Source organism: Actinosynnema sp. CS-041913 (assembly GCF_050942485.1).
GTDB lineage: Bacteria > Actinomycetota > Actinomycetes > Mycobacteriales > Pseudonocardiaceae > Actinosynnema.
In genome coordinates this window covers 4,608,408-4,628,123 of sequence record NZ_CP192037.1, presented here as the reverse complement: position 1 = coordinate 4,628,123, position 19,716 = coordinate 4,608,408, and the positions used below count along the sequence as shown (strand labels likewise).

Here is a 19,716-nt window from a genome sequence, read left to right as displayed (position 1 = left end):
ATCCGGTTCGGACTACCGTGGCCCCATGCGTTTCGGGGTGCTGGGTCCGCTGGAGATCCGAACGGCGGACGGCGCACCGGTGCGGATCGTGGAGCGGAAGGTCCGGCTGCTGCTCGCCGCGCTGCTGGCCGACGCCGGCCGCCCGGTGTCGGTCGACCGCCTCGTAGACGCCCTGTGGGGCGACCGGCGCCCCGGCAACCCCACCCGGTCCGTGCAGGCCAAGGCCGCCCAACTGCGCCGCGCGCTGGAGGACGCCGAATCCGGCGGCCGGGGCCTGGTCGAGTCACGACCGCCCGGCTACCTGGTCCACGCCGACCTCGACGCCGACCGGTTCACCGCGCTGACCGCGCGGGCCCGCGCCACCGACGACGTCCGGGCCCGCGCCGCGCTGCTCGCCGACGCGCTCGCGCTGTGGCGGGGACCGGCGTTCGCCGACTTCGCCGACGAGGAGTTCGCCCGGCCCGCGGTCACCCGGCTGGCCGAGGAGCACCTGACGGCGCTGGAGGACCACGCCGAGGCCCGCCTCACGCTCGGCGAGCACACCGCCCTGGTCGCCGACCTGGCCGACCTCGTGGCACGCCACCCGCTGCGGGAACGGCTCCGCGCCGCCCACCTGCGCGCCCTCTACCGCGCCGGACGCCAGGGCGAAGCCCTCGCCGGCTACGACGACCTGCGCCGCCACCTGGCCGACGAGCTGGGCGTCGACCCCAGCCGTGAACTCGTCGCCCTGCACCGGGCGATCCTCACCCAGGACCCGGACCTGACCGCCCGCCGCGGCGACCTCCCGAACCCGCCCACCGAACTGGTCGGACGCGACCGGGCCGTCGCCGCCGTGCGCCGACGACTGGCGACCGGCCGGCTGGTCACCCTCACCGGACCCGGCGGCGTCGGCAAGACCCGCCTCGCCGTCGAGATCGCCCGCCGGTCGGAATTCGCCGACGGCGTCCGGATCGTCGACCTCGCCACACCCCGCGCACCGGTCGACGTCGTCGCCGCCGCGCTCGACGTCCGCGACGACGGCACGTGGGGCCTGGAGCCGGTCAGCCTCGCCGACCGGCTCGCGGGAGCGCTGCGCGACCGACACCTCCTGCTGGTGCTGGACAACTGCGAACAGGTCGTCGGCGAGGTCGCGGAGCTGGCCGGCCGCCTGCTCGCCGCCGCGCCCGGCCTGCGCGTGCTCGCCACCAGCCGCGAACCGCTCGCCATCGCGGGCGAGGTCCGCCACCCGGTGCCACCCCTGGACGACGCCGACGCCGTCCGCCTGTTCCTGGACCGCGCCGCCGCCGTCGCGCCCGGCCTCGCACTCGACGCCGACGACGTGGCGGAGGTCTGCCGACGCCTGGACGGCCTGCCGCTCGCCCTCGAACTCGCCGCCACCAAGGTCCAGGCCCTGGGCGTGCGCGGCCTGCTCGCCCACCTGGACGACCGGTTCCGCGTCCTGTCCGGCGGCTACCGCGACGCCCCGCCCCGCCAGCGCACGCTCCGCGCGGTGATCGACTGGAGCTGGGAACTGCTCACCGACGCCGAACGGCTCGTCCTGCGCCGCCTCGCCGTGCACGCCGACGGCTGCACCTGGGCCGCCGCCGAAGCGGTGTGCGCGGCCGACGACGTGCTCGAACCGCTGACCCGCCTGGTCGACCGGTCCCTGGTGGTCGTCACCGACGGCCCCCGCTACCGGCTGCTGGAGTCCGTCGCCGCCTACTGCGTGGACCGGATGCGCGACGCCGGCGAACTGGACGACGTCCGCCGCCGACACCTGGAGCACTACACCGCCCTCGCCGAACAGGCCCGACTGCGCGGCCCCGACCAGGGCGAATGGCTCGTGGTGCTGGACGCCGAAGCCGCGAACCTGCGTGCCGCGCTGGACCACGCCGTCCGGCTGCGCGCCGCACCGCTCGCGTTGCGGCTGGTCGACGCGCTGGCCTGGTACTGGGTGCTGCGCGGCCGGCTCGGCGAGGCACTGCGCTCGCTCACCGCCGCCCTGACCCTGGGCACCACCCCGTCGGTCGCCGCCTGGCACACCGGCATCGCCGTCCTGACCGGCGACGGAGCGCACCGCGCGGCCCGCATCGCGGCCGTCCTGGCGACCGACCCCGGCAGCCGGGCGCGCTGGTTCCTCGGCCACGCCCTGTGCGCGATCGGCGACCTGGACGCGGGGGAGAAGCTGGTCGACGAGGCCCTGGACCGCTTCCGCGACGAGGGCGACCGGTGGGGCGAGGCAGCCGCCCTCGGCGACCGCGCCACCCTCATGCTGCTGCGCGGCGACCTGACGGCCGTCGCGGACGACGGCGAGCGCGGCGCCACCCTGTTCGGCGACCTCGGCGACCAGTGGGGGCAGTTGCGCACCGTCCTGCCCTTGGCCGCGCGAGCCGAGGCGTTCGGCGACTACGAGGAGGCCGGCCGACGCCTGCGGGACGGCCTGGTCATGGCCGAACGCCTCGGCCTGTGGACCCGGGTGTCGGACCTGATCGCCGGCCTCGGCCGGATCGCGCTGCTCACCGGCGACCGGGCCGGAGCCGCGGACCTGCACGAACGGGCCCGGCAGCTCGCCGCCTCGCACGGCTTCCGGGCCGGCGAGGTGAACGCCGTGCTCGGCCTCGGCCTCGGCGCACGCCGGGAAGGCGACTTCGCCACCGCCGAACGCCACCTGCGCGACGTGCTCCGCTGGCACCGGCAGGTCGGCCTGGACGGCGCGAACGCGCTGGTGCTCGCCGAACTCGGCTTCGCGGCCGAACAGGGCGGCGACCCCCGCCGAGCGCTCGACCTGCACCGCGAGGGCTTCGCCGCGGCGGAGACGACCGCCGACCCGCGCGCACTGGCACTGGCGTTGGAAGGACTGGCCGGCGCACACGCCCTCGCGGGCCGGGCGGACACCGCCGCCGTGCTGCTCGGCGCGGCCGACACCGCCCGCCGATCACGCGACGCGCCCCTGCCGCCCGCCGAACGCGGCGACGTGAACCGCATCACGGCCGCGGCCGTCGCCGCGCTCGGGACCGAGGCGTTCGACGCCGCGTTCGCCCGCGGCGCGGACCTGAACCCCGCCCAAGCCGCCCGCGCCTGACCAGGCCCTATCGCGGGCCACCTGCGTCGACCAGGCCGTCGCACCCGCCTCCGGCGGCCCGGCCGGTCGCGCGGACAGCCCGTAGACTTCCGCGGTCCGCGAAGAAGTTCCGGGAAATTTCCGCCCGGATGTCGAGCGGGGGCCGGCGTGCTCCGACTGAGGGTCGACAGCGCGCCGGAGGGGCGCGCCGACCGAGGAGGACGACCGACGTGAAGTACCTGATCATGATCTACGGCAACCAGGAGAAGTGGGACGCCTTCCCCGCCGAGCAGTGGTCCGAGGCCGTCGCCAAACAGGACGCGTTCAACGCCAAGTACCGGGACACCGGCGAACTCCTCGGCGCGTACGGCCTGGGCGACGCGGTCACCGCCAAGCTGATCCGCCGCGAGAACGGCGTCGCCGCCGTCACCGACGGCCCGTACCTGGAGACCAAGGAGTACATCGCGAGCCTGTACCTGCTCGACGTGGAGAGCGAGGACCGCGCGCGCGAGATCGCCGCCGACATGCCGTTCGCCGACAACGACCCGGTGGAACTGTGGCCGATCCTGCACGAGGCCCCGCGCGCGTGACGGTGGACCGCCGGGTCGAGGACCTGCTGCGCGAACTCGCGCCGCAGGTACTCGGCGCGCTCATCCGCCGCCACGGCCGGTTCGACACCGCCGAGGACGCCGTGCAGGAGGCGATGCTGGACGCGGCCACCCAGTGGCCCGCGGCCGGCGTCCCGGACAACCCGCGCGGCTGGCTGCTGACGGTCGCGTCCCGCCGCCTGATCGACCACATCCGCACCGAACAGGCCCGCCGGAGACGCGAACTCGCCGCCACCCCGCAAGCCGAACTCCTGGCCCGCCCCGCCGACGCGGACCCCGACCGCGACGACTCGCTGGCCCTGCTCTTCCTGTGCTGCCACCCGTCGCTGTCCGACCCCAGCCGGGTCGCGCTGACGCTGCGCGCCGTGGGCGGCCTGACCACCGCCCAGATCGCCGCCGCGTTCCTGGTGCCGGAAACCACCATGGCGCAACGCATCAGCCGCGCCAAGCAGACCATCAAGGGCACCGGCTTCGGCACCCTCGCGCCGGCCGACCGGGCCGAGCGCCTGCGAGCCGTCCTGCACGTCCTCTACCTGATCTTCAACGAGGGCCACACGACGACCCACGGCACGGAACCGACCACCCCGCCCCTGTCCGACGAGGCCATCCGCCTGACCCGCCGGCTGGCCGCCCTGCTGCCCGACGACACCGAAGTGGCCGGCCTCTTGGCCCTGATGCTGCTGACCGACGCCCACCGCCCGGCCCGCACCACGCCGGACGGCCGCCTGGTGCCGCTGGCAGAGCAGGACCGGACCCGCTGGAACCACGACCTGGTCGCCGAGGGCATCGCCCTGATCAGCCGCACCCTGCCCAAGGGCAGCGTGGGCCCGTACCAGCTACAAGCCGCCATCGCCGCCGTGCACACCGAGGCCGCGGACGCCGAAACCACCGACTGGCCCCAGATCCGGGCCCTGTACGAACTCCTGGAACTGGCCGCGCCGAACCCGATGACCACCCTCAACCGGGCCGTGGCCGAAGGAATGGTCCACGGCCCGGAAGCCGGCCTGGACCTGATCGCCACCCTGGAGACCGACAAACGCCTGACCGACCACCACCGCCTCCACGCCGTCCGCGCACACCTGCTGGAACGCGCCGGCGACCACCCGGCGGCCGGCGCCGCGTACCGGGAAGCCGCGAAGAGGGCGACCAGCCTCCCCGAACGCCGCCACCTCACCGAACAGGCCAACCGCCTCACCGGACGTCGCGGGGTTGCCGAACCCTGTGGTTGGGTGGGCACCGGGGGAGCGTCACAGGGGGCCCCCGACGAGGCGTGAAGACGATCACCGGGGGTGAAGACGTTGAGGACACGCGCTTTCCTGGCAGCACTGGCCATAGCGGCGTCAGCCGTGACGGCATCCGGCGCAACCGCGACCGCCGACCCGACGAACACCGCGACGAACACCGCCGGCACGGCGAGTGCCGGCCCGGTCCGGGCATGCGCCGACCTCATCGGCGGCCACGGGATACCCGGCACCAAGGCACACGTCGAGCAAGCCACCCTGGTCCCGGCAGGCGCCGAACCCGAGCACTGCGACGTGCGGGGCCACGTGGAGCCGAAGGTCCGGTTCCAGCTCAAGCTGCCCACCACCTACTCCGGCCGCTACCTCCAGTCGGGCTGCGGCGGCTTCTGCGGTGTGCTGGCGCCACCGGCGATCCGTTCCTGCGCACCGAAACCCGGCGACTTCGCGGTCGCCACCACCGACGACGGGCACGTGGGCGAAGGCCCGTTCGGCGCGGTCGACGGCAAGTGGGCCGCGAACGACCAGGCCGCCCGCGACGACTGGGCGTTCCGCGCCCCGCACGTCGTGTCGTTGGCCGCGAAACAGCTCATCGCCGAGTACTACGGCGCACCGCCGCGCACGTCCTACTTCGACGGCTGCTCCAACGGCGGGCGGGAAGCGCTGCTGCTCGCCCAGCGCTACCCGCACGACTTCGACGGCATCATCGCCGCCGCACCGGCCAACTACATGTCCGCGCTGGTGCTCTACCAGGCGTGGCTGGCCCGCGCGAACACCGACCGGGCCGGGCAGCCGATCCTCACCGACGCCAAGCTCCCCGGCCTGCACAACGCGGTCCTGGCCCGCTGCGACAACCTCGACGGCCTCGTGGACGGCCAACTGGAAGACCCCCGCGCCTGCGAGTTCGACCCGGCCTCCGTGCAGTGCGCGCCCGGCACGGACACACCGTCCTGCCTGACGCCCGCGCAGGTCGACGCCGCGCGCAAGCTCTACCAGGGCCCGACCGACGAACACGCCCGCCGGCTGTACCCGGCGGGCCAGGAACCGGGCTCGGAACTGGCCTGGAGCGGTTGGGTCACCCCGATCCCCGACTTCGGCGGCTCCTCCGCCGCGGCCCTGCTCGGCGACAACTACCTGCGCTACATGGGCTACCCGATCGGCACGCCGCACAGCTCGGTCGCCGACATCGCGTTCACCAGCCGGGAGTTCCACCGCCTGTCGGTGGAAGGCCGGCGTGCCAACGCGGCGAGCCTCGACCTCGGCGGGTTCCGGCGGGCCGGCGGCAAGCTGGTCCTCTGGCACGGCTGGAACGACCAGGGCATCCCGCCGGAGGGCCTGATCGACTACTACGAGCGGCTCACCCGCCACAGCGGCGGCCCCGCCGAGACCCAGGAGTGGGCGCGGCTGTTCATGGTCCCGTCGATGTACCACTGCGCCGGGGGCGACACGCTGAACACGTTCGACCCGCTGCCGGAACTCGTCCGCTGGACCGAGGACAGCGCGGCGCCGGACCGGGTGATCGCCACCGCCAGGGCCGCCGACGGCGCCGTCACCCGCTCCCGCCCGGTCTTCCCGTACCCGTTGCAGGCCCGGTACGACGGCAGCGGGAGCATCGACGACGCGGCGAACTTCGTGGCCACCCGGCCGCCGCACCCGCCGGGCGACACCGTCGACTGGGTCGGGGCCTACCTGCACCACCTGCCCGGACCCGTGACGCGGCCGTAAGTCCTGTCGCACAGCGCACCGCAGACGCCTCGGCGGTCGCGGTCCTCGGACCCGGCCGTCACACCGTGACGACGACCTTGCCCCTGGCGTGGCCCTCGCCGAAGTAGGCGAACGCGTCGGCCGCCTGCGCCAGCGGCAGGGTGCGGCCCACCACCGGCGTCACCTGGCCGGACTCGACCAGACCGGCGAGTTCGGCCAGGTCCGCGGGCCGCGTCGTGGACAGGAAGATCTTCAGCCGCTGACCGACGAACAACGACATCCCCAGCGCACGCAGGAGCCGGGGCGTGCTGCCCAGCCACCGGCCGCCCCGCCCGCTGTTGGGCAGCAGCGTGCCCTTCGGGGTCAACGCCCGGCACAGGTCGGTCAGCGCGTGGTTGCCGACGTTGTCCAGGATGACGTCGTAGCGCGCCGCCTCACGGGTGAAGTCGCGGGCGGCGTAGTCGATCACGTGGTCCGCGCCGATCGACCGCACCAGGTCGACGCTGCCGGCGCTGCACACCCCGGTCACCTCGCAGCCCCACACCCTGGCCAACTGCACCGCGAACGTGCCGACGCCACCCGCCGCGCCGTTGACCAGAACCCGTTGCCCCGCCCGGACTCCCGCCGCCCGCAGCCCGTGCAGCGCGGTCAGCCCGGCCAGCGGCACGGCCGCCGCCCGCTCGAACGACAACCCCGCCGGCTTCACCACCAGGTGCTCCGCCTTGGCCGTCGCCAGCTCGGCCAACGCGCCCCGGCCCGAGCCGTACACCTCGTCACCCGGCCGCAGCCCGGTCACCGCCGAGCCGACCGCTTCCACCCGCCCGGCCAGATCGGTGCCGAGGACGGGGTTCTTCGGCCGGCGCAGCCCGATCCCGAGCCGCAGCACGAACGGCGTGCCGCGCAGGAACAGCCAGTCGGCGAAGTTCACCGACGTGGCGTGCATCCGCACCAGCACCTCGTCGTCGGCCGGCACGGGCTCGGCGACCTCTCTCAGCTCCAGCACATCCGGCGACCCGTAGTCGTCGTAGGCGACGGCCTTCATTCGACGGTCCGCAGGATCTGCTCGATCGACGCCGTCCGCGTCCGCAGCTCGGCCACGTCGGCGGCCGTGCGCTGCTGGGCGTCCAGGGTGCCTTCGGCGAGCTGCTCGTACCGGCGCACCAGTTGCCGCAGGTTCTCCTCCTGGTCCGCCTTGACCTTCGTCTTGCGCATGTCCAGGTAGCTCTGCAACAGGTAGAGGACGAAGACCAGGCCCAGGAAGACCAGGCCGATGGTGAGGACCGCGTCGGGCCACGCCGTGGTCCCTCCCGCGCTGAGGTTCATCGGGACCGCTCCTTGCGTCCAGGACCCTGCTCCGGGTCCGTGAGGGTGTCGACCGCCTCGGCCAGCGTCGAGGCGGTGAGGCGCACGTCGAAGTCGGCGACCTCGTAGTACTTCATGGCTTTGCCGTCCTCGGACAGCTCCAGGCTGCCGACCACCAGCCCGGCGGCCTCCAGGCGCTGGAGGTGCATGTGCAGCAGCGGACGGCTGATGCCGATCTCGCGGGCCAGGTGGCTGACGTAGTCCCGGCCGCCCGCGAGCCGCGCGACGATCCGCAGCCTCAGGGGGTTGGCCAGGGCCGCCAGCATCTCGACCAGGTCGTCACCGGTCGGCCGCGCCATCGTCAGAGTGTCCCTTCACATGTCAGAAAGTTCTTACACCTGAAAGGTAGCACGGTCGGGTGGTGGGGTCGACTCCCGCTTCAGTACAGCGTGCGATGTACTGTTCTGGCCGTGCTGAAGTGTGAGACGCGGGAAGACGCCCTGGCGCGCCTCGGACGGGCGTTGGCCGACCCGACGCGGTGTCGAATCCTGGTGGCGCTGCTGGACGGCACGCCGTACCCGGCGCAGTTGGCCGACCAGCTCGGGCTGTCGCGGTCCAACGTCTCCAACCACCTGTCGTGCCTGCGCGGCTGCGGGCTCGTCGTCGCCGCCTACGAAGGGCGGCAGGTGCGGTACACGCCGGCTGACGCGCACCTCGCGCGGGCGCTCCGGGAACTGGTGAAGGTCGTGCTCACGGTCGACACCGACGAGGAATGCCTGGACGCGCCCGTGGCCGCGCGGGCAACCGACGAGAAGTGCTTGGGCGCGCCAGTGGCCGCGCGGCCAACCGGCCAGGAGCGCGTGGACGCGCCCGTGGCGGCGCGGCCATGAGCGAGGACGCCGCGGTCCCGGTCGTGGCCGCCGACGGCTGCGCCGACGGGTGCTGTTCCGCCAAGGGCGTGGCCCCGGACCGGCGGGCCGCGCTGACCCGGCGCGTGCGGTGGCTGGTCGGCGCGACCATCGCCTACAACGTGGTCGAAGCCGCCGTCGCCCTCACCGCCGGGACGGTCGCCTCGTCCACCGCGCTGATCGGCTTCGGCCTGGACTCCGTGATCGAGGTCGCCTCCGCCCTCGCGGTCGCCTGGCAGTTCTCCGGCGCCGACCCGGAAGCCCGCGAACGCGTCGCGCTCAAGGTGATCGCGGTGTCGTTCTTCGCCCTGGCCGCCTACGTGACCGTCGAGTCCGTCCGCTCCCTGGTGGCCGCCGAACCGGCCGCGCCCTCGACCGTCGGCGTCGTCCTGGCGGCGGTGTCGCTGCTGGTCATGCCGTTCCTGTCGCACGCCCAACGCCGCGCCGGCCGTGAGCTGGGCTCGGCCGGCGCGGTCGCGGACTCGAAGCAGACGCTGTTGTGCACCTACCTGTCCGGCGTGCTGCTGGTCGGCCTGCTGCTCAACGGCGTGCTCGGCTGGTGGTGGGCCGACCCGGTGGTGGCGCTGGCGATCGGGGCGGTGGCGGTCCGCGAAGGCCGCACCGCCTGGCGCGGCGAGCACTGCTGCTGAGCACCCGATGCGGACCGTCCTCCCCTTGTACGCGGCGGGTTTCGTGACCGCGTTCGGCGCGCACAGCATCGCGGCCGGCCTCGGCGGCTACACCCACACCTCGCTGCTGACCCTCGGCCTCCTGCTCGCCGTGTACGACGGGGCGGAGATCGTGCTCAAACCGGTCTTCGGCTCCCTCGCCGACCGCATCGGACCCCGTCCGGTGCTGCTGGGCGGGCTGCTCGCGTTCGCGGTCGCCTCGGCGGCGTTCGTGCTGGCGGGCAACGCGGGCGCGGTCGGCGTGGCCCGGCTGGGACAGGGCGCCGCCGCTGCCGCGTTCTCCCCGGCCGCGAGCGCGCTGGTGGCACGCCTGGCCCCCAGCGTCGCGCACGGCCGGGCGTTCGGCGGGTACGGGGCGTGGAAAGGGCTCGGCTACACCCTCGGGCCGCTGCTCGGCGGCGTGCTGATCGCCCTGGGCGGCTTCGGGTTGCTGTTCACGGCGCTCGGGGTCCTCGCGGTGGCGGTCGCCGGGTGGGCGCTGCTCGTGGTGCCCGCCGTCCCGCCGCTGCCCCGCGCCCGGCAGACCTTGCTGGACCTCGGGCGCAGACTGGCCCATCCCGGCTTCCTGCGCCCGACCGCCGCCCTCGCCGCCGCGACCGCCGCGTTGGCCGTGGGCGTCGGGTTCCTGCCCGTGCACGTGGCCGGCTCGGGCCCGGTCGTCGCGGGCGTCGCGGTGTCGGCGATGGCCGCGGCGGCGGCGCTGGTCCAGCCGGTCGCCGGCCGCGCCCGGGACGCCGGACGCCTGCGCGACACGACCGGCATGACCACCGGCCTGCTGCTGGCCGCCGCCGGCTACACGGCCGCCGCGACCGTGCCGGGCCTGCCCGCGGCGCTGGTCGCGGCCGTGCTGATCGGCGTCGGCACCGGTTTGGTCACACCGCTCGGCTTCGCCGCCCTGGCCGCCGCCACCCCGCCCGAACGCCTCGGCCAGACCATGGGCAGCGCCGAAGTGGGCCGCGAACTCGGCGACGCCGGCGGGCCGCTGCTGGTCGGCGGGATCGCGGTGCTCACCACGCTGAGCGGCGGACTGCTGGGACTCGCCGCGGTGCTCGTCCTGACCGCCGCGACAACCCGCCGCCCCACCGCCGACCGCCCGGCCTGACCCGCCGTGCCGTCACCGACCGCCGTGCCACCACCGACCGCCGTGCCACCACCGACCGCCGTGCCACCACCGACCGCCGCGACACCACCGACCGCCGCGACAACCCGCCGTGCCACCACCGACCGCCCGGCCTGACCCCGCCGCAGTCGGCACCGATCGCCAGCCCTCTCCAGGCCACCGGCGCACCCGCGCGCACCGGGATCAGTCCGTCACCAGCTCCACGAACTCCGGCTTGCCCGACGGGTCGAGTCTGAGCAGCGGCACCACCTTCTGGTGCGCGGTGCCGTCGTTGTCGTAGGACAGCAGCCCGCTCGCGCCCGCGATCGCGTTCTGCCCGTTGAGCGAGTTGAACGTCTGCAACACCTCGGCCGCCGTGACCCGCTGGCCGGGCACGCCCGACGCCCGCTGGATCGCCGTCGTCGCCGTCAGCATCGCGTCGTAGGCCATGATGCCGCCGTCGTCGCCGAGCGCGCCCGCCCCGAACATGCACCGGAAGCACGTGTCCGACGACTGGTCGTCGCCCAGGAAGCGCCGCACCGCACCCTCCTGGAACCGGCGCTCGGACGCGGGTTTCGCGCGGTCCGCCTCCCACGCCCGCTCGTCGGCCACGTCGGTGTAGACGACCTCCACCCCGGCCCGCAGACCCTCCCGGAACGGCTCGCCGCGTAGCTGTTCCGCCGACAGGTCGTCGCCGGTCAGGATGCGGATCACCCGGTCGCGGCACAGGCGGGTCGCGAGCTGCCCGACGAACCTGACCAGGTCGCGGCCCCGGCCGGCGAAGTAGACCAGGTCCGCGTCGGTCGCGCAGAGGTTGGGCTGCATCAGCGCGAACGCGTTCTCCACGCTGCCCAGGCCCGAGTCGTACTGCTGCTCCTGCGGCAGCACGCGGTGCGTGTCGTCGGCGAACTGGGCGCGGAACGCCTTGGCCAGGGTCGCCGGGTACAGGTCCTGGTCGTTGGTGTCGGTGACCAGCAACGCCTTGGTGGCGCCCGCCCTCTTCGCGTGCGTCGCCGCCGCGCGGGCCTGCCGCTCGTTGGTCGGCGCGGGACGCAGCAGGCCGGGGATGCCCCGCAGGTCGTCGGCCGTGATGGTCGAGCCCACCATCGGGATGCGCAGCTCGGACATCCGCCTCATCGCCTCGCGCGCCGGGTCCAGGCTCAGCCCGATGCCGGTCACGGCCACCAGGTGGTCCGGGCCGGTGCGCCTGCGGTCCAGCTCCGCCACCACCTGCGGCCACCGGCCCATGTCACTGCCCGGGTTGGCCAGCAGCAACTGCACCTTGGGCCGCGCATCCCGGTTGAACGTCACCTGCGCCTGGTACGAGCCCTGCAACTGGTTGCGCACCCACTCGTCGGTCGCGATGCTGTCCGACGACGTGCTCATCGGCAGGAACACCGCGACGCTGACGAACTGGTCGTCGGCGCGGGCGGCCTCGTTCGCCGCCCGGATGCGGTCGATCACGCCGGTCAGTTCCGGCTCGTCGAAGTCGCTGGCGGCGGCGGTCACCCCGACGCACTCGCCGTTCGCCGCCTTGCGCACGTCGTCGCGGCCGTCGCAGCGCCCGAACCGGTCGCGCGCGAACAGGTACGCCGTCACCAGCACGGCGACGACGACCACGACCAGACCGGCCACCAGGTACTTGCGCAACCGCCACGGCGGGACGTCCACGCTCATGTGCGATACCTCTCCGCCCGGTCGTACAACAGGATCGAGCCTTGGCCGCGGTGCTGCGCCAGCGCGCCGTACGCGTTCGCGATGCGGCCCCGCAGCGTGTCGCCGGGATCGCCGAGCGGGTCGCCGTGCAGCCACAGCGCGGCGATCAGGCGGGCCAGGGCGGCGTCCGCCGCGGGCACGTCCTCGATCAGCTTCTCGACCTGCGAGAGCGGGTCGGCGTCGGCGGCCGGCCGGTTCGGCGCGGACGTGACCAGGTCCAGGTCCCGCAGCCACGCCCGCGCGGTCGGCTGGTCCAGCGGGTGGTCCGCCTTGGCGAACGGACCGGCGAGGTGTGCCACCACCGCGCCCACGTCGCCGAGCGCCAGGTCGTGGTAGCGCGCCTCGGTCGGCAGGCCCAGGCCCTCGTAGTACTCGCGGCACCGGCGGTGCACGGCCGTCCAGCCGACCGGGCTGTCCTCGGCGCGGCGGGCCAGCCGGTGCAGCAGCAGGGTGCGCAGCCACGGGTCGAGCGCCACCCGGCCGCCGTCCCCGTCCGGCTCCAGGGCGAGCAGGAAGTTGTTGACCAGGAACGCGTAGAGCGTGCCGCCGCCGTCGGGCAGGGCGGACGCCAGCACGGTCGGGTCGGACAGGAACTCGATGCCGCGCCCGGCGGACGCCGTGACCAGGTCCTCGCGCAACGGCGGCGGCAGGTCCTGGACCAGCGCGTCGAGCGCTTCGTCGGCGAGGGACACCGGTCGGTCCGGGCCGGCCGTGAGGGACAGCAGGCCGCGCAACGCCCGACCGCGCGGCGGCTCGTCCTGCACCGCGACGATGTCCAGCAGGGTGCGCAGGCCGCCGAGGTGGCCGCGGGTCAGCCGGTGCGGCAGGCCGGGGGGCAGGTCGACCTCCGTCCGCGAGACGACGTCCTCGGTGTCGGCGGCGTCGAGCCGCCCCAAGTCCACCAGGTACCAGCGGCCCCAGTCGGTGCGGGTGCGGCTGTCCCGGTCGGCCTCCTCCGGGGTGCGGGGGAGTGGCGGGTTCGCGCCGTTGGGCGGGGTGCCGGGACGCCGCCACGTGCCGTTCCACGCCACGTCCCAGGTCCGGCTGGTCGCGAACACCGCCGCGTGGTCGGCGGCCACGCCGAACCGGTGGCGTGCGGCCAGCAGCGCGCTCAGGAACGCCCTGCCCTCCGGGGTGTGCGCGTTGTCCAGCAGGATGACGCAGTTCGCGGTGCGCCGCAGGTGGTGCAGCCGCCCGGTGAACGCCTGGTGCAGATCGGCCAGGAACGCGTCGAACACGATGTCGTCCACCGCGCGGCGGTCGGCGGGCGAACCCCGGTCCTTCTTGCTCAGGTCGACCAGCAGGTCGCGCGGGTCGCGGGCGGAACCCGTGGACAGCCTGCGCACGGACCGCAGCATCCGCCGGCGGGACAACCAGTCGAGGCCGTTGAGCAGGGTGTTGGTCGCGTTCGGGGCCCAACCGGGCAGGCCTCCCGCCTCACCGGCCAGCCGGGCCAGTTCCAGCACCTGGTCCCGGTGCCGTTCCAACGGCCGGTCCTTGCTCATCAGCTCGTTCAACCCGGCCAGCGCCCGGGGGCGGTCGGCGGTGTTCAGATTGCCCGCGAGCACCAAACCGCACAGCCAGAGGCGCGGAAATGCGATCCGGCCGAACTGCCGCACGTCCCGGCTCAGGTCGAACGCCAACTCGGTGAGGACCTTGCTCGGCCGCGCCTCCCCGGACTCCTCGAAATCCAGCACCGCCCACGGCACCCGGTTCTCGCACCGCTCGCCGATCCGGCCCAGCAGAGCCGTCTTCCCGGTGCCGCGCGACCCCAGCGCCACCACCACGGGCAGCTCGCGACCCCGGCCGCCGGGCCGCCGGGTCAACTCGTCCACCAGGCCCCACGCGATGCCGCGCACGCCCGACAGCGCACGTCCCGAACCTGCCATGGGTCTCCTGCAATTCCGCCGGGCACGCCCCCCACGGTCGTGTCGGCACATTATGCGGAGCACCCGCGGCACGGCCGGGGCCGAACGAGATCGATTACCCCCTTCGGCTGTCCCGGCCACCGGAATGGCGCAGGTCGAACCCCGATTTCAGCGGAATCGGGGTTCGACCTGGAGAACTGGCGGCGGACTACTTCCCTCGACCGGGCGGCCGGGATCAGAACGGGTAGTGCGCGTGGGCCGTGGCGAGGGTGATCCAGCGGGTCGTGGTGAACGCCTCGACGCCCCACCGGCCGCCGAACCGGCCGTAGCCGCTGGACTTCGTGCCGCCGAACGGGGCCTGCGGCTCGTCGCCCACGGACTGGTCGTTGACGTGCACGATGCCGGTCCGGATGCGCCGGGCCACGGTCAGGCCCCTGGTGCCGTTCTCGGTGAGGATGCCGCAGGTCAGGCCGTGGTCGGTGTCGTTGGCGCGGGCCACCGCCTCGTCGTCGGTGGCGAACGTCTCCAGCACGCACACCGGGCCGAACGCCTCGCCGTAGTGCAGGTCCATGTCCGGCGTGATCCCGGTGAGCACGGTCGCCGGGTGCAGCGCGCCGGCCGGCTCCCCGCCGCCGGTCAACACCGTCGCGCCCTTGGACCGCGCATCCCGCACGAGCGCCGCGACGCGCTGCGCGGACCGGGTGTTGACCAGGGGGCCGATGACGGTCGCCGGGTCGGTGGGGTCGCCGCTCGGCAGCGACGCGATCTTGGCCACGAACCGGGCGGTGAACTCGTCGGCGATCTTCTCGTGCACCAGGACCCGGTCGCCGGACATGCAGATCTGGCCGGAGTTCATGAACACGCCGAACACCGCCGCGTCCACGGCGTGGCCGAGGTCGGCGTCGTCCAGCACGATGATCGCGTTCTTGCCGCCCAGTTCGAGGACGGCGGGCTTGAGGTGGCGGGCCGCGTGCGTGCCGATGATCCGGCCGACCTCGGTGGAGCCGGTGAAGTTCACCACCCGGACCCGCGGGTCGGCGATCAGCGTCTCGGCGACCTCGGCGGCGTCCCCCGGGTCGTTCGTGACGACGTTCAGCACCCCGGCGGGCAGGCCCGCGTCACGCAGCACGTCGGCCAGGAACAGCCCGGACGCCAGCGGGGCCTCCTCGCTGGGCTTGAGCACGACCGTGTTGCCCGCGGCGATCGGGGCGGCGAACGCGCGGGTGCCCAGGATCAGCGGGGCGTTCCACGGCGCGAACGCGGCCACCACGCCGACCGGCTCGCGCACCGCGAGACCCAGCGCGCCCTCCTCCTGGGCGGCCAGCACCTCGCCGCGCGGCGCGGTGACCGACGCGGCGGCCTCCCGCAGGATGTTGGCGGCGAGGAACACGTTGAACATCGCCCACCGCTTCGTGCCGCCCGCCTCGCCCGCCATCAGCTCGACCGCCTGGTCGGCGCGGGAGTCCAGCAGGTCGGCCGCGTCGAGCAGGATCTTCCGCCGGGCGAACGGGCTCACCGCGGCCCAGCCGGGGAACGCGGCGTCGGCGGCGTCCACCGCCCTCGTCACGTCCTCCGGGCCGGCGGCGGCGACGGTCGCGAACACCTCCCCGGTGAAGGGGTTGACGTCGTCGACGGTGCGGCCGGTGGTCGCGGGCACGTCGTCGCCGGCGATCAGCAGGTCACGGTGAATGGTCATGGTCAGCGCCTCCCGACCAAGGGCAAGGTTGGTCACTTCCAGCATACGGACCAACGGTCCGGCTGCTTTTGTGCCATCGCGTCCACCATTTGGCCCTGCGCGCACGAATTCGTGGCTGCGCCGGGGAAAAGTGGTGGCGGTCACGTGAGGGAGAACACGCGACCGTCCCGACAGGAGTGTCCCGGCGGTTCACTGGCACGGGGTGAGCGTGCGGTCCAGCGCGGCGCGCTCGGCGGCCGTCACGGTCAGGCCGTACTCGGCTTTCACCCCGACGTAGATCCGCGCGTAGGCGCAGGCGTAGGCGGGATCGGGCGGCATCCACTCGTCCGGCGTCTTGTCGCCCTTCGCCTGGTTGGTCTTCCCCTGCACGGCCAGCAGGTTGCGCAGGTCGTTGGCGGCGGCGGCGCGTCGCTCCGGGGCCCAGCCCGCCGCGCCGCTGCGCCACATCTCCGCCAGCGGCACCACGTGGTCGATCTGGATCTTCGACACACCCGTCACGGTCGCGCCGGTGTACGGGTCGTGGAGCGTGCCGTCCTTCACGGCGCACCGGCCCTCCTTGCGCACCGCGTCCACCAGGTCGCGGGCCAGGACCTGGCTGCGCTGGTCGCAGCCGTCACCGTCCACATCGGCCCACGGCTGCCCGAAGACGCAGGCGGCCCCCTCGTCGCAGTCCCGGACGTACCCGTCGAGCCGACCCGGCTCGGCCACCACGAGCTGGCCGAGCCGGGCACGGGCGCTCGCGGCGTCGGGGGTGCCGGGTGGGACGCGTTCGGCGGCGCCGCCGCCGGCGGTCGTGGCTCCCGGCACCGCGGCACAGCCCGACAGCAGGACGGCGATCAGCACGGCAAGGGCGCGCATCGGCTCCTCCGGGGTGGTGTCGCCCCGGGAGTACCCCGGCGCGAACCGTCCGCTAACGCCCCCGAACGGCCGATCCCGTTGCGCCGTCAGGAAAAGCGGCTCACCTGCCCTGCAGCGACTTCACGTTCCGCCCGAACGTCCAGCTCCGCGAGCCGTCCCAGTTGATCGACCAGGTCATCAGGCCCTTCAACCCGCCGCCGTAGGTGTTCCAGGCCTGCCCGACCAGGCCGGTGGACATGTAGCCGCCGCCCGCGCCGGGCTGCGCGGGCAGGCCGGGTACCTGCTTGTCGAACGGCACCTTGATGGTCGTGCCCTGGATGACCAGCCCCTTGTTCAGGCAGTTGGTCTGCGCGGTGAAGCCCTGCACGGTGCCGGCGGAGTACGAGTCGCCGGAGCAGCCGTACATGTTGCCGTTGTAGTACTGCATGTTCAGCCACCACAGCCTGCCGTTGTCGGCGTACTTCTTGATGATCGGCAGGTACGCGCCCCAGATCGAGCCGTAGGTCACGCTGCCGCCGGTCACGTACGCGGTCTCCGGGGCCATGGTGAGGCCGAAGTTGGCCGGCATCCGGGCGAGCACCCCGTCGATGATCCGGATCAGGTTGGCCTGCGACGCGGACAGCGTGTTGATGTTGCCGCCGCCCACCAGGCCGGTCTCCACGTCGATGTCGATGCCGTCGAAGTTGTACTTCTGGAGGATCGGCACCACCGTCTCGACGAACCGGTCCGCCACCGCCGACGAGTTCAGGTCGATGCCCGCGGTGGCGCCGCCGATGGACATCAGGATGGTCAGGCCCGCCGCCTTGGCCGCGCACATCTCGGCCGGGGTGGCGACCTTGACCGTGACGTCCATGTCGTCCTCCCACAGCACCGTGCCGTCGGAGCGGATCACCGGGAACGCCGCGTTGATCACGTTGTAGCCGTTGTCCCGGATGCGCTGGTCGGTGATGGGGATCCAGCCGAGCGGCGGGTGCACGCCGTTCTTCGCGCCGTCCCAGTTCTCCCAGTAGCCGTGCAGCACCTTGCCGGCGGGCTTCGACTTCACCGGGCAGACGTCCTCGGCCGGAGCCGCGGTCGCCGAACCGGACAGCGACGCCGTGAGGACCACCGCCGCGCCGAGGGCGAGCAGTCGTGTAATCCGACGAATCATTTCCCGACTCCTTCTCGGCGGGCCGCGGTCACAGGGGCGCCCCGCCAATGGTCGTTTTTCGGCGAGGTTCGTCGGCCCACCGCGTTGTCAGGGTCGCGGTGGGCGGTGCCGCGTGATCGGAGAAGGCTTCTCCTGGGCAGCGCACGAACCTCCGGGGTTCTCGCTCACTGGCCCCCGGCGGTGGTGCCGCCGGTTTGCGCCGCCAGAAGTGATCTATCGGAAAACCCATGGAAGCAGTCGGCCGGGGGAGGTCACAACCCGACGTTCGGTGGAACATGTGCCCGGTGGTCCGTTGCCCGGGTACCACCACCGCATGGGCGATGTGGCGGTGGTCGGGGCCGGCGTGATCGGGTTGACCTGCGCGTTGCGCCTGGCGGAGGCCGGGCGCCGGGTGCGGGTGCTGGCCGATCGGCGGCCGTCGGAGACGGTGTCGGCGGTGGCGGGCGGGCTGTGGTTCCCGTATCGGGCCGCGCCGGCCGATCTCGTGCTGCGGTGGGGGCGGGTGTCGTTGTCCCGCTTCCGCTCGTTGGCCTCGACGTCGGGCACCGGCGTGTACTGGCGGGAGGGGATCGTGCTGCACCGGTCCGCCGATCCGGACCTGTCGTGGACCGCCGCCGTGCCCGGTCACCGCCCGGCGCGGGCGGCGGAACTGCCGGGCGGCGCGGTGTCCGGCGTGGTGTGCTCGCTGCCGGTGGTCGACATGGCGGTGTACCTGGCGTGGCTGGCCGAGTCCTGCGCACGGCTCGGCGTGGAGTTCCGGCACGGGACGGTCGAGCGGCTGGACGCGGTGGCGCAGCGCACGGTGGTGGTCGCCGCCGGGCTGCGTTCCGGCGAGCTGACCGGCGACACCACGCTGGAACCCGTGCGGGGGCAGGTGGTGCGGCTGGCCAATCCCGGCCTGACGAGGTGGGTGGTGGACGACGACAACCCCGCCGGGATGGCGTACGCGATCCCGCGCGGCGAGGACGTGGTGTGCGGCGGCACGGCGGACGAGGGCGCCCGCGACCTGGCGCCCGATCCCGAGGTCGAGCGCGGTGTCCTGGCCCGCGTCGGGGACCTGGTGCCGGCGCTCCGGGACGCCCGGGTGCTGTCCCGCGCCGTGGGGTTGCGGCCGGCTCGGCGTTCGGTGCGGTTGGACCGGGTGGCGCTGGACGGGCGCGTGGTGATCAGTTGTTATGGGCACGGCGGAGCCGGGGTCACGTTGTCCTGGGGATGCGCGTCCGACGTGGTGGGGTTGGCCGCCTGAGCGGTTTGGGTTGCCGGCCGTGCGGGAAACGCAGTGGTGTCGGGAACCGGGAGGAGCGCTGACGTGGGTGCCGGAGGTGTCGTCGCCGCTGCCGCGCTGGCGGGCGCGGTCGCCGCGGGCGCCGGTGGGCTCGGGCAGCCCGACGACAGCGCGTGGAACGGGCTCGGGCTGCGGGTCGTGGACCGGGTGACGCGGGACGACCGCGACTGCGTCGCGAACTCGTTCGGCCAGGTGCGGGAGTTGTTGACGGCCGCGCCGTGCTCGTCGCTGAGCCGGATGCTGTTCACCCTGGCCGACGACAAGGGGACGGTCGTCGCGGTGTCGGTGGCCTGGGTCGAGTTCGGCGCGCGGGATGTCGCCACGGAGTTCAAGCGGGTGGAGGACATCCACGGAACCGGGGACATCACGCCGTTGTCCGCTTCCCTGCTGCTCATGGACGACATCACGTTCACCGCGCACCACTACGGCTCCGAGCTGCGGGAGTCGACCGTGGTGGTCGCGGAGACCGAGACCGTCGGCGGGACGGCGACCCCGGAGTTCCTGCGCCAGGTCGCCGGGGTCGCCGTGCGCACGCCACGTCCCTAAGCGCGGCCG

17 protein-coding genes are annotated in these 19,716 nt (G+C 73.9%); 9 read left to right on the top strand and 8 right to left on the bottom strand.

What is annotated here, in order from left to right; genetic code table 11:
- The first annotated feature begins 25 nt into the window (after positions 1-25).
- From ACQPZF_RS21550 to ACQPZF_RS21535, 4 genes are all read left to right on the top strand, one after another.
- The gene (locus tag ACQPZF_RS21550) at positions 26-3,061 is read left to right on the top strand and encodes a BTAD domain-containing putative transcriptional regulator (RefSeq protein WP_433274367.1); all 3,036 of its coding nucleotides are present in this window, start codon (positions 26-28) and stop codon (positions 3,059-3,061) included.
- Between the two features lie 209 nt (positions 3,062-3,270).
- Positions 3,271-3,630 carry a YciI family protein gene (locus tag ACQPZF_RS21545; RefSeq protein ID WP_433274365.1) on the top strand — a complete coding sequence of 120 codons (360 nt, stop codon included), beginning with the start codon at positions 3,271-3,273 and terminating at the stop codon, positions 3,628-3,630.
- Positions 3,627-4,922 (top strand): RNA polymerase sigma factor, encoded by a 1,296-nt coding sequence (locus ACQPZF_RS21540; RefSeq protein ID WP_433274363.1) that lies wholly within the window; start codon positions 3,627-3,629, stop codon positions 4,920-4,922. The genes ACQPZF_RS21545 and ACQPZF_RS21540 overlap by 4 nt, the downstream gene beginning before the upstream one ends.
- 15 nt (positions 4,923-4,937) lie before the next feature.
- Entirely contained in the window at positions 4,938-6,611 is a 1,674-nt protein-coding gene (locus ACQPZF_RS21535) for a tannase/feruloyl esterase family alpha/beta hydrolase (RefSeq protein ID WP_433274361.1), read from the top strand.
- Between the two features lie 58 nt (positions 6,612-6,669).
- On the opposite strand, the gene ACQPZF_RS21530 is transcribed toward ACQPZF_RS21535, so the two are convergent.
- From ACQPZF_RS21530 to ACQPZF_RS21520, 3 genes are read right to left on the bottom strand one after another with little or no spacing between them, the layout of a single operon-like run.
- The gene (locus ACQPZF_RS21530; RefSeq protein WP_433274359.1) at positions 6,670-7,632 is read right to left on the bottom strand and encodes an NAD(P)-dependent alcohol dehydrogenase; all 963 of its coding nucleotides are present in this window, start codon (positions 7,630-7,632) and stop codon (positions 6,670-6,672) included.
- Entirely contained in the window at positions 7,629-7,913 is a 285-nt protein-coding gene (locus ACQPZF_RS21525) for a hypothetical protein (RefSeq protein ID WP_433274357.1), read from the bottom strand. Before ACQPZF_RS21525 ends, ACQPZF_RS21530 begins: the two co-directional genes overlap by 4 nt.
- Positions 7,910-8,251, bottom strand: a complete 342-nt coding sequence (locus ACQPZF_RS21520) for an ArsR/SmtB family transcription factor (protein ID WP_433274355.1) — start codon at positions 8,249-8,251, stop codon at positions 7,910-7,912. Before ACQPZF_RS21520 ends, ACQPZF_RS21525 begins: the two co-directional genes overlap by 4 nt.
- Positions 8,252-8,362: 111 nt before the next feature.
- Between ACQPZF_RS21520 and cmtR the strand changes: the two genes are divergently transcribed.
- From cmtR to ACQPZF_RS21505, 3 genes are read left to right on the top strand one after another with little or no spacing between them, the layout of a single operon-like run.
- Positions 8,363-8,782, top strand: coding sequence for a Cd(II)/Pb(II)-sensing metalloregulatory transcriptional regulator CmtR (cmtR, locus tag ACQPZF_RS21515; protein ID WP_433274353.1), 420 nt, complete (start codon positions 8,363-8,365; stop codon positions 8,780-8,782).
- Positions 8,779-9,450: a cation transporter gene (locus ACQPZF_RS21510; protein ID WP_433274351.1), complete on the top strand. Its 672-nt coding sequence runs from the start codon at positions 8,779-8,781 to the stop codon at positions 9,448-9,450. Before cmtR ends, ACQPZF_RS21510 begins: the two co-directional genes overlap by 4 nt.
- Before the next feature lie 7 nt (positions 9,451-9,457).
- On the top strand, positions 9,458-10,591 hold the full coding sequence (locus ACQPZF_RS21505) for an MFS transporter (RefSeq protein WP_433274349.1): 1,134 nt from the start codon (positions 9,458-9,460) through the stop codon (positions 10,589-10,591).
- Positions 10,592-10,792: 201 nt separating this feature from the next.
- Here ACQPZF_RS21505 and ACQPZF_RS21500 read toward each other — a convergent pair whose 3' ends face one another.
- The 5 genes from ACQPZF_RS21500 to ACQPZF_RS21480 all read right to left on the bottom strand — a co-directional run bounded on the left by ACQPZF_RS21500 (position 10,793) and on the right by ACQPZF_RS21480 (position 17,876).
- Positions 10,793-12,265, bottom strand: a complete 1,473-nt coding sequence (locus tag ACQPZF_RS21500) for an ABC transporter substrate-binding protein (protein ID WP_433274347.1) — start codon at positions 12,263-12,265, stop codon at positions 10,793-10,795.
- A complete protein-coding gene (locus tag ACQPZF_RS21495) occupies positions 12,262-14,193 on the bottom strand; it encodes a hypothetical protein (RefSeq protein WP_433274345.1) in 1,932 nt (643 codons plus the stop codon). Before ACQPZF_RS21495 ends, ACQPZF_RS21500 begins: the two co-directional genes overlap by 4 nt.
- A gap of 214 nt (positions 14,194-14,407) precedes the next feature.
- Complete coding sequence (locus ACQPZF_RS21490) at positions 14,408-15,868, bottom strand: aldehyde dehydrogenase family protein (RefSeq protein ID WP_433274343.1); 1,461 nt, start codon at positions 15,866-15,868, stop codon at positions 14,408-14,410.
- A 189-nt stretch (positions 15,869-16,057) separates the two neighbouring features.
- On the bottom strand, positions 16,058-16,726 hold the full coding sequence (locus tag ACQPZF_RS21485) for an HNH endonuclease family protein (RefSeq protein ID WP_433274341.1): 669 nt from the start codon (positions 16,724-16,726) through the stop codon (positions 16,058-16,060).
- A gap of 100 nt (positions 16,727-16,826) precedes the next feature.
- Positions 16,827-17,876: a chitinase gene (locus tag ACQPZF_RS21480; protein WP_433274339.1), complete on the bottom strand. Its 1,050-nt coding sequence runs from the start codon at positions 17,874-17,876 to the stop codon at positions 16,827-16,829.
- A gap of 313 nt (positions 17,877-18,189) precedes the next feature.
- Between ACQPZF_RS21480 and ACQPZF_RS21475 the strand changes: the two genes are divergently transcribed.
- Both ACQPZF_RS21475 and ACQPZF_RS21470 read left to right on the top strand, forming a co-directional pair.
- A complete protein-coding gene (locus ACQPZF_RS21475; protein ID WP_433274337.1) occupies positions 18,190-19,122 on the top strand; it encodes an FAD-dependent oxidoreductase in 933 nt (310 codons plus the stop codon).
- 63 nt (positions 19,123-19,185) lie between these two features.
- Positions 19,186-19,707: a hypothetical protein gene (locus ACQPZF_RS21470; protein ID WP_433274335.1), complete on the top strand. Its 522-nt coding sequence runs from the start codon at positions 19,186-19,188 to the stop codon at positions 19,705-19,707.
- The last annotated feature ends 9 nt before the right edge of the window (positions 19,708-19,716 follow it).

Excerpts from the sequence above, each read along its gene's own strand:
- ACQPZF_RS21530 (WP_433274359.1), bottom strand. The coding sequence starts at position 7,632 with ATGAAGGCCGTCGCCTACGACGACTACGGGTCGCCGGATGTGCTGGAG.
- ACQPZF_RS21485 (WP_433274341.1), bottom strand. The coding sequence starts at position 16,726 with ATGCGCGCCCTTGCCGTGCTGATCGCCGTCCTGCTGTCGGGCTGTGCC.
- ACQPZF_RS21505 (WP_433274349.1), top strand. The coding sequence starts at position 9,458 with ATGCGGACCGTCCTCCCCTTGTACGCGGCGGGTTTCGTGACCGCGTTC.
- ACQPZF_RS21500 (WP_433274347.1), bottom strand. The coding sequence starts at position 12,265 with ATGAGCGTGGACGTCCCGCCGTGGCGGTTGCGCAAGTACCTGGTGGCC.
- ACQPZF_RS21510 (WP_433274351.1), top strand. The coding sequence starts at position 8,779 with ATGAGCGAGGACGCCGCGGTCCCGGTCGTGGCCGCCGACGGCTGCGCC.
- ACQPZF_RS21525 (WP_433274357.1), bottom strand. The coding sequence starts at position 7,913 with ATGAACCTCAGCGCGGGAGGGACCACGGCGTGGCCCGACGCGGTCCTC.
- ACQPZF_RS21480 (WP_433274339.1), bottom strand. The coding sequence starts at position 17,876 with ATGATTCGTCGGATTACACGACTGCTCGCCCTCGGCGCGGCGGTGGTC.
- ACQPZF_RS21520 (WP_433274355.1), bottom strand. The coding sequence starts at position 8,251 with ATGGCGCGGCCGACCGGTGACGACCTGGTCGAGATGCTGGCGGCCCTG.
- ACQPZF_RS21495 (WP_433274345.1), bottom strand. The coding sequence starts at position 14,193 with ATGGCAGGTTCGGGACGTGCGCTGTCGGGCGTGCGCGGCATCGCGTGG.
- ACQPZF_RS21475 (WP_433274337.1), top strand. The coding sequence starts at position 18,190 with ATGGGCGATGTGGCGGTGGTCGGGGCCGGCGTGATCGGGTTGACCTGC.
- ACQPZF_RS21490 (WP_433274343.1), bottom strand. The coding sequence starts at position 15,868 with ATGACCATTCACCGTGACCTGCTGATCGCCGGCGACGACGTGCCCGCG.
- ACQPZF_RS21550 (WP_433274367.1), top strand. The coding sequence starts at position 26 with ATGCGTTTCGGGGTGCTGGGTCCGCTGGAGATCCGAACGGCGGACGGC.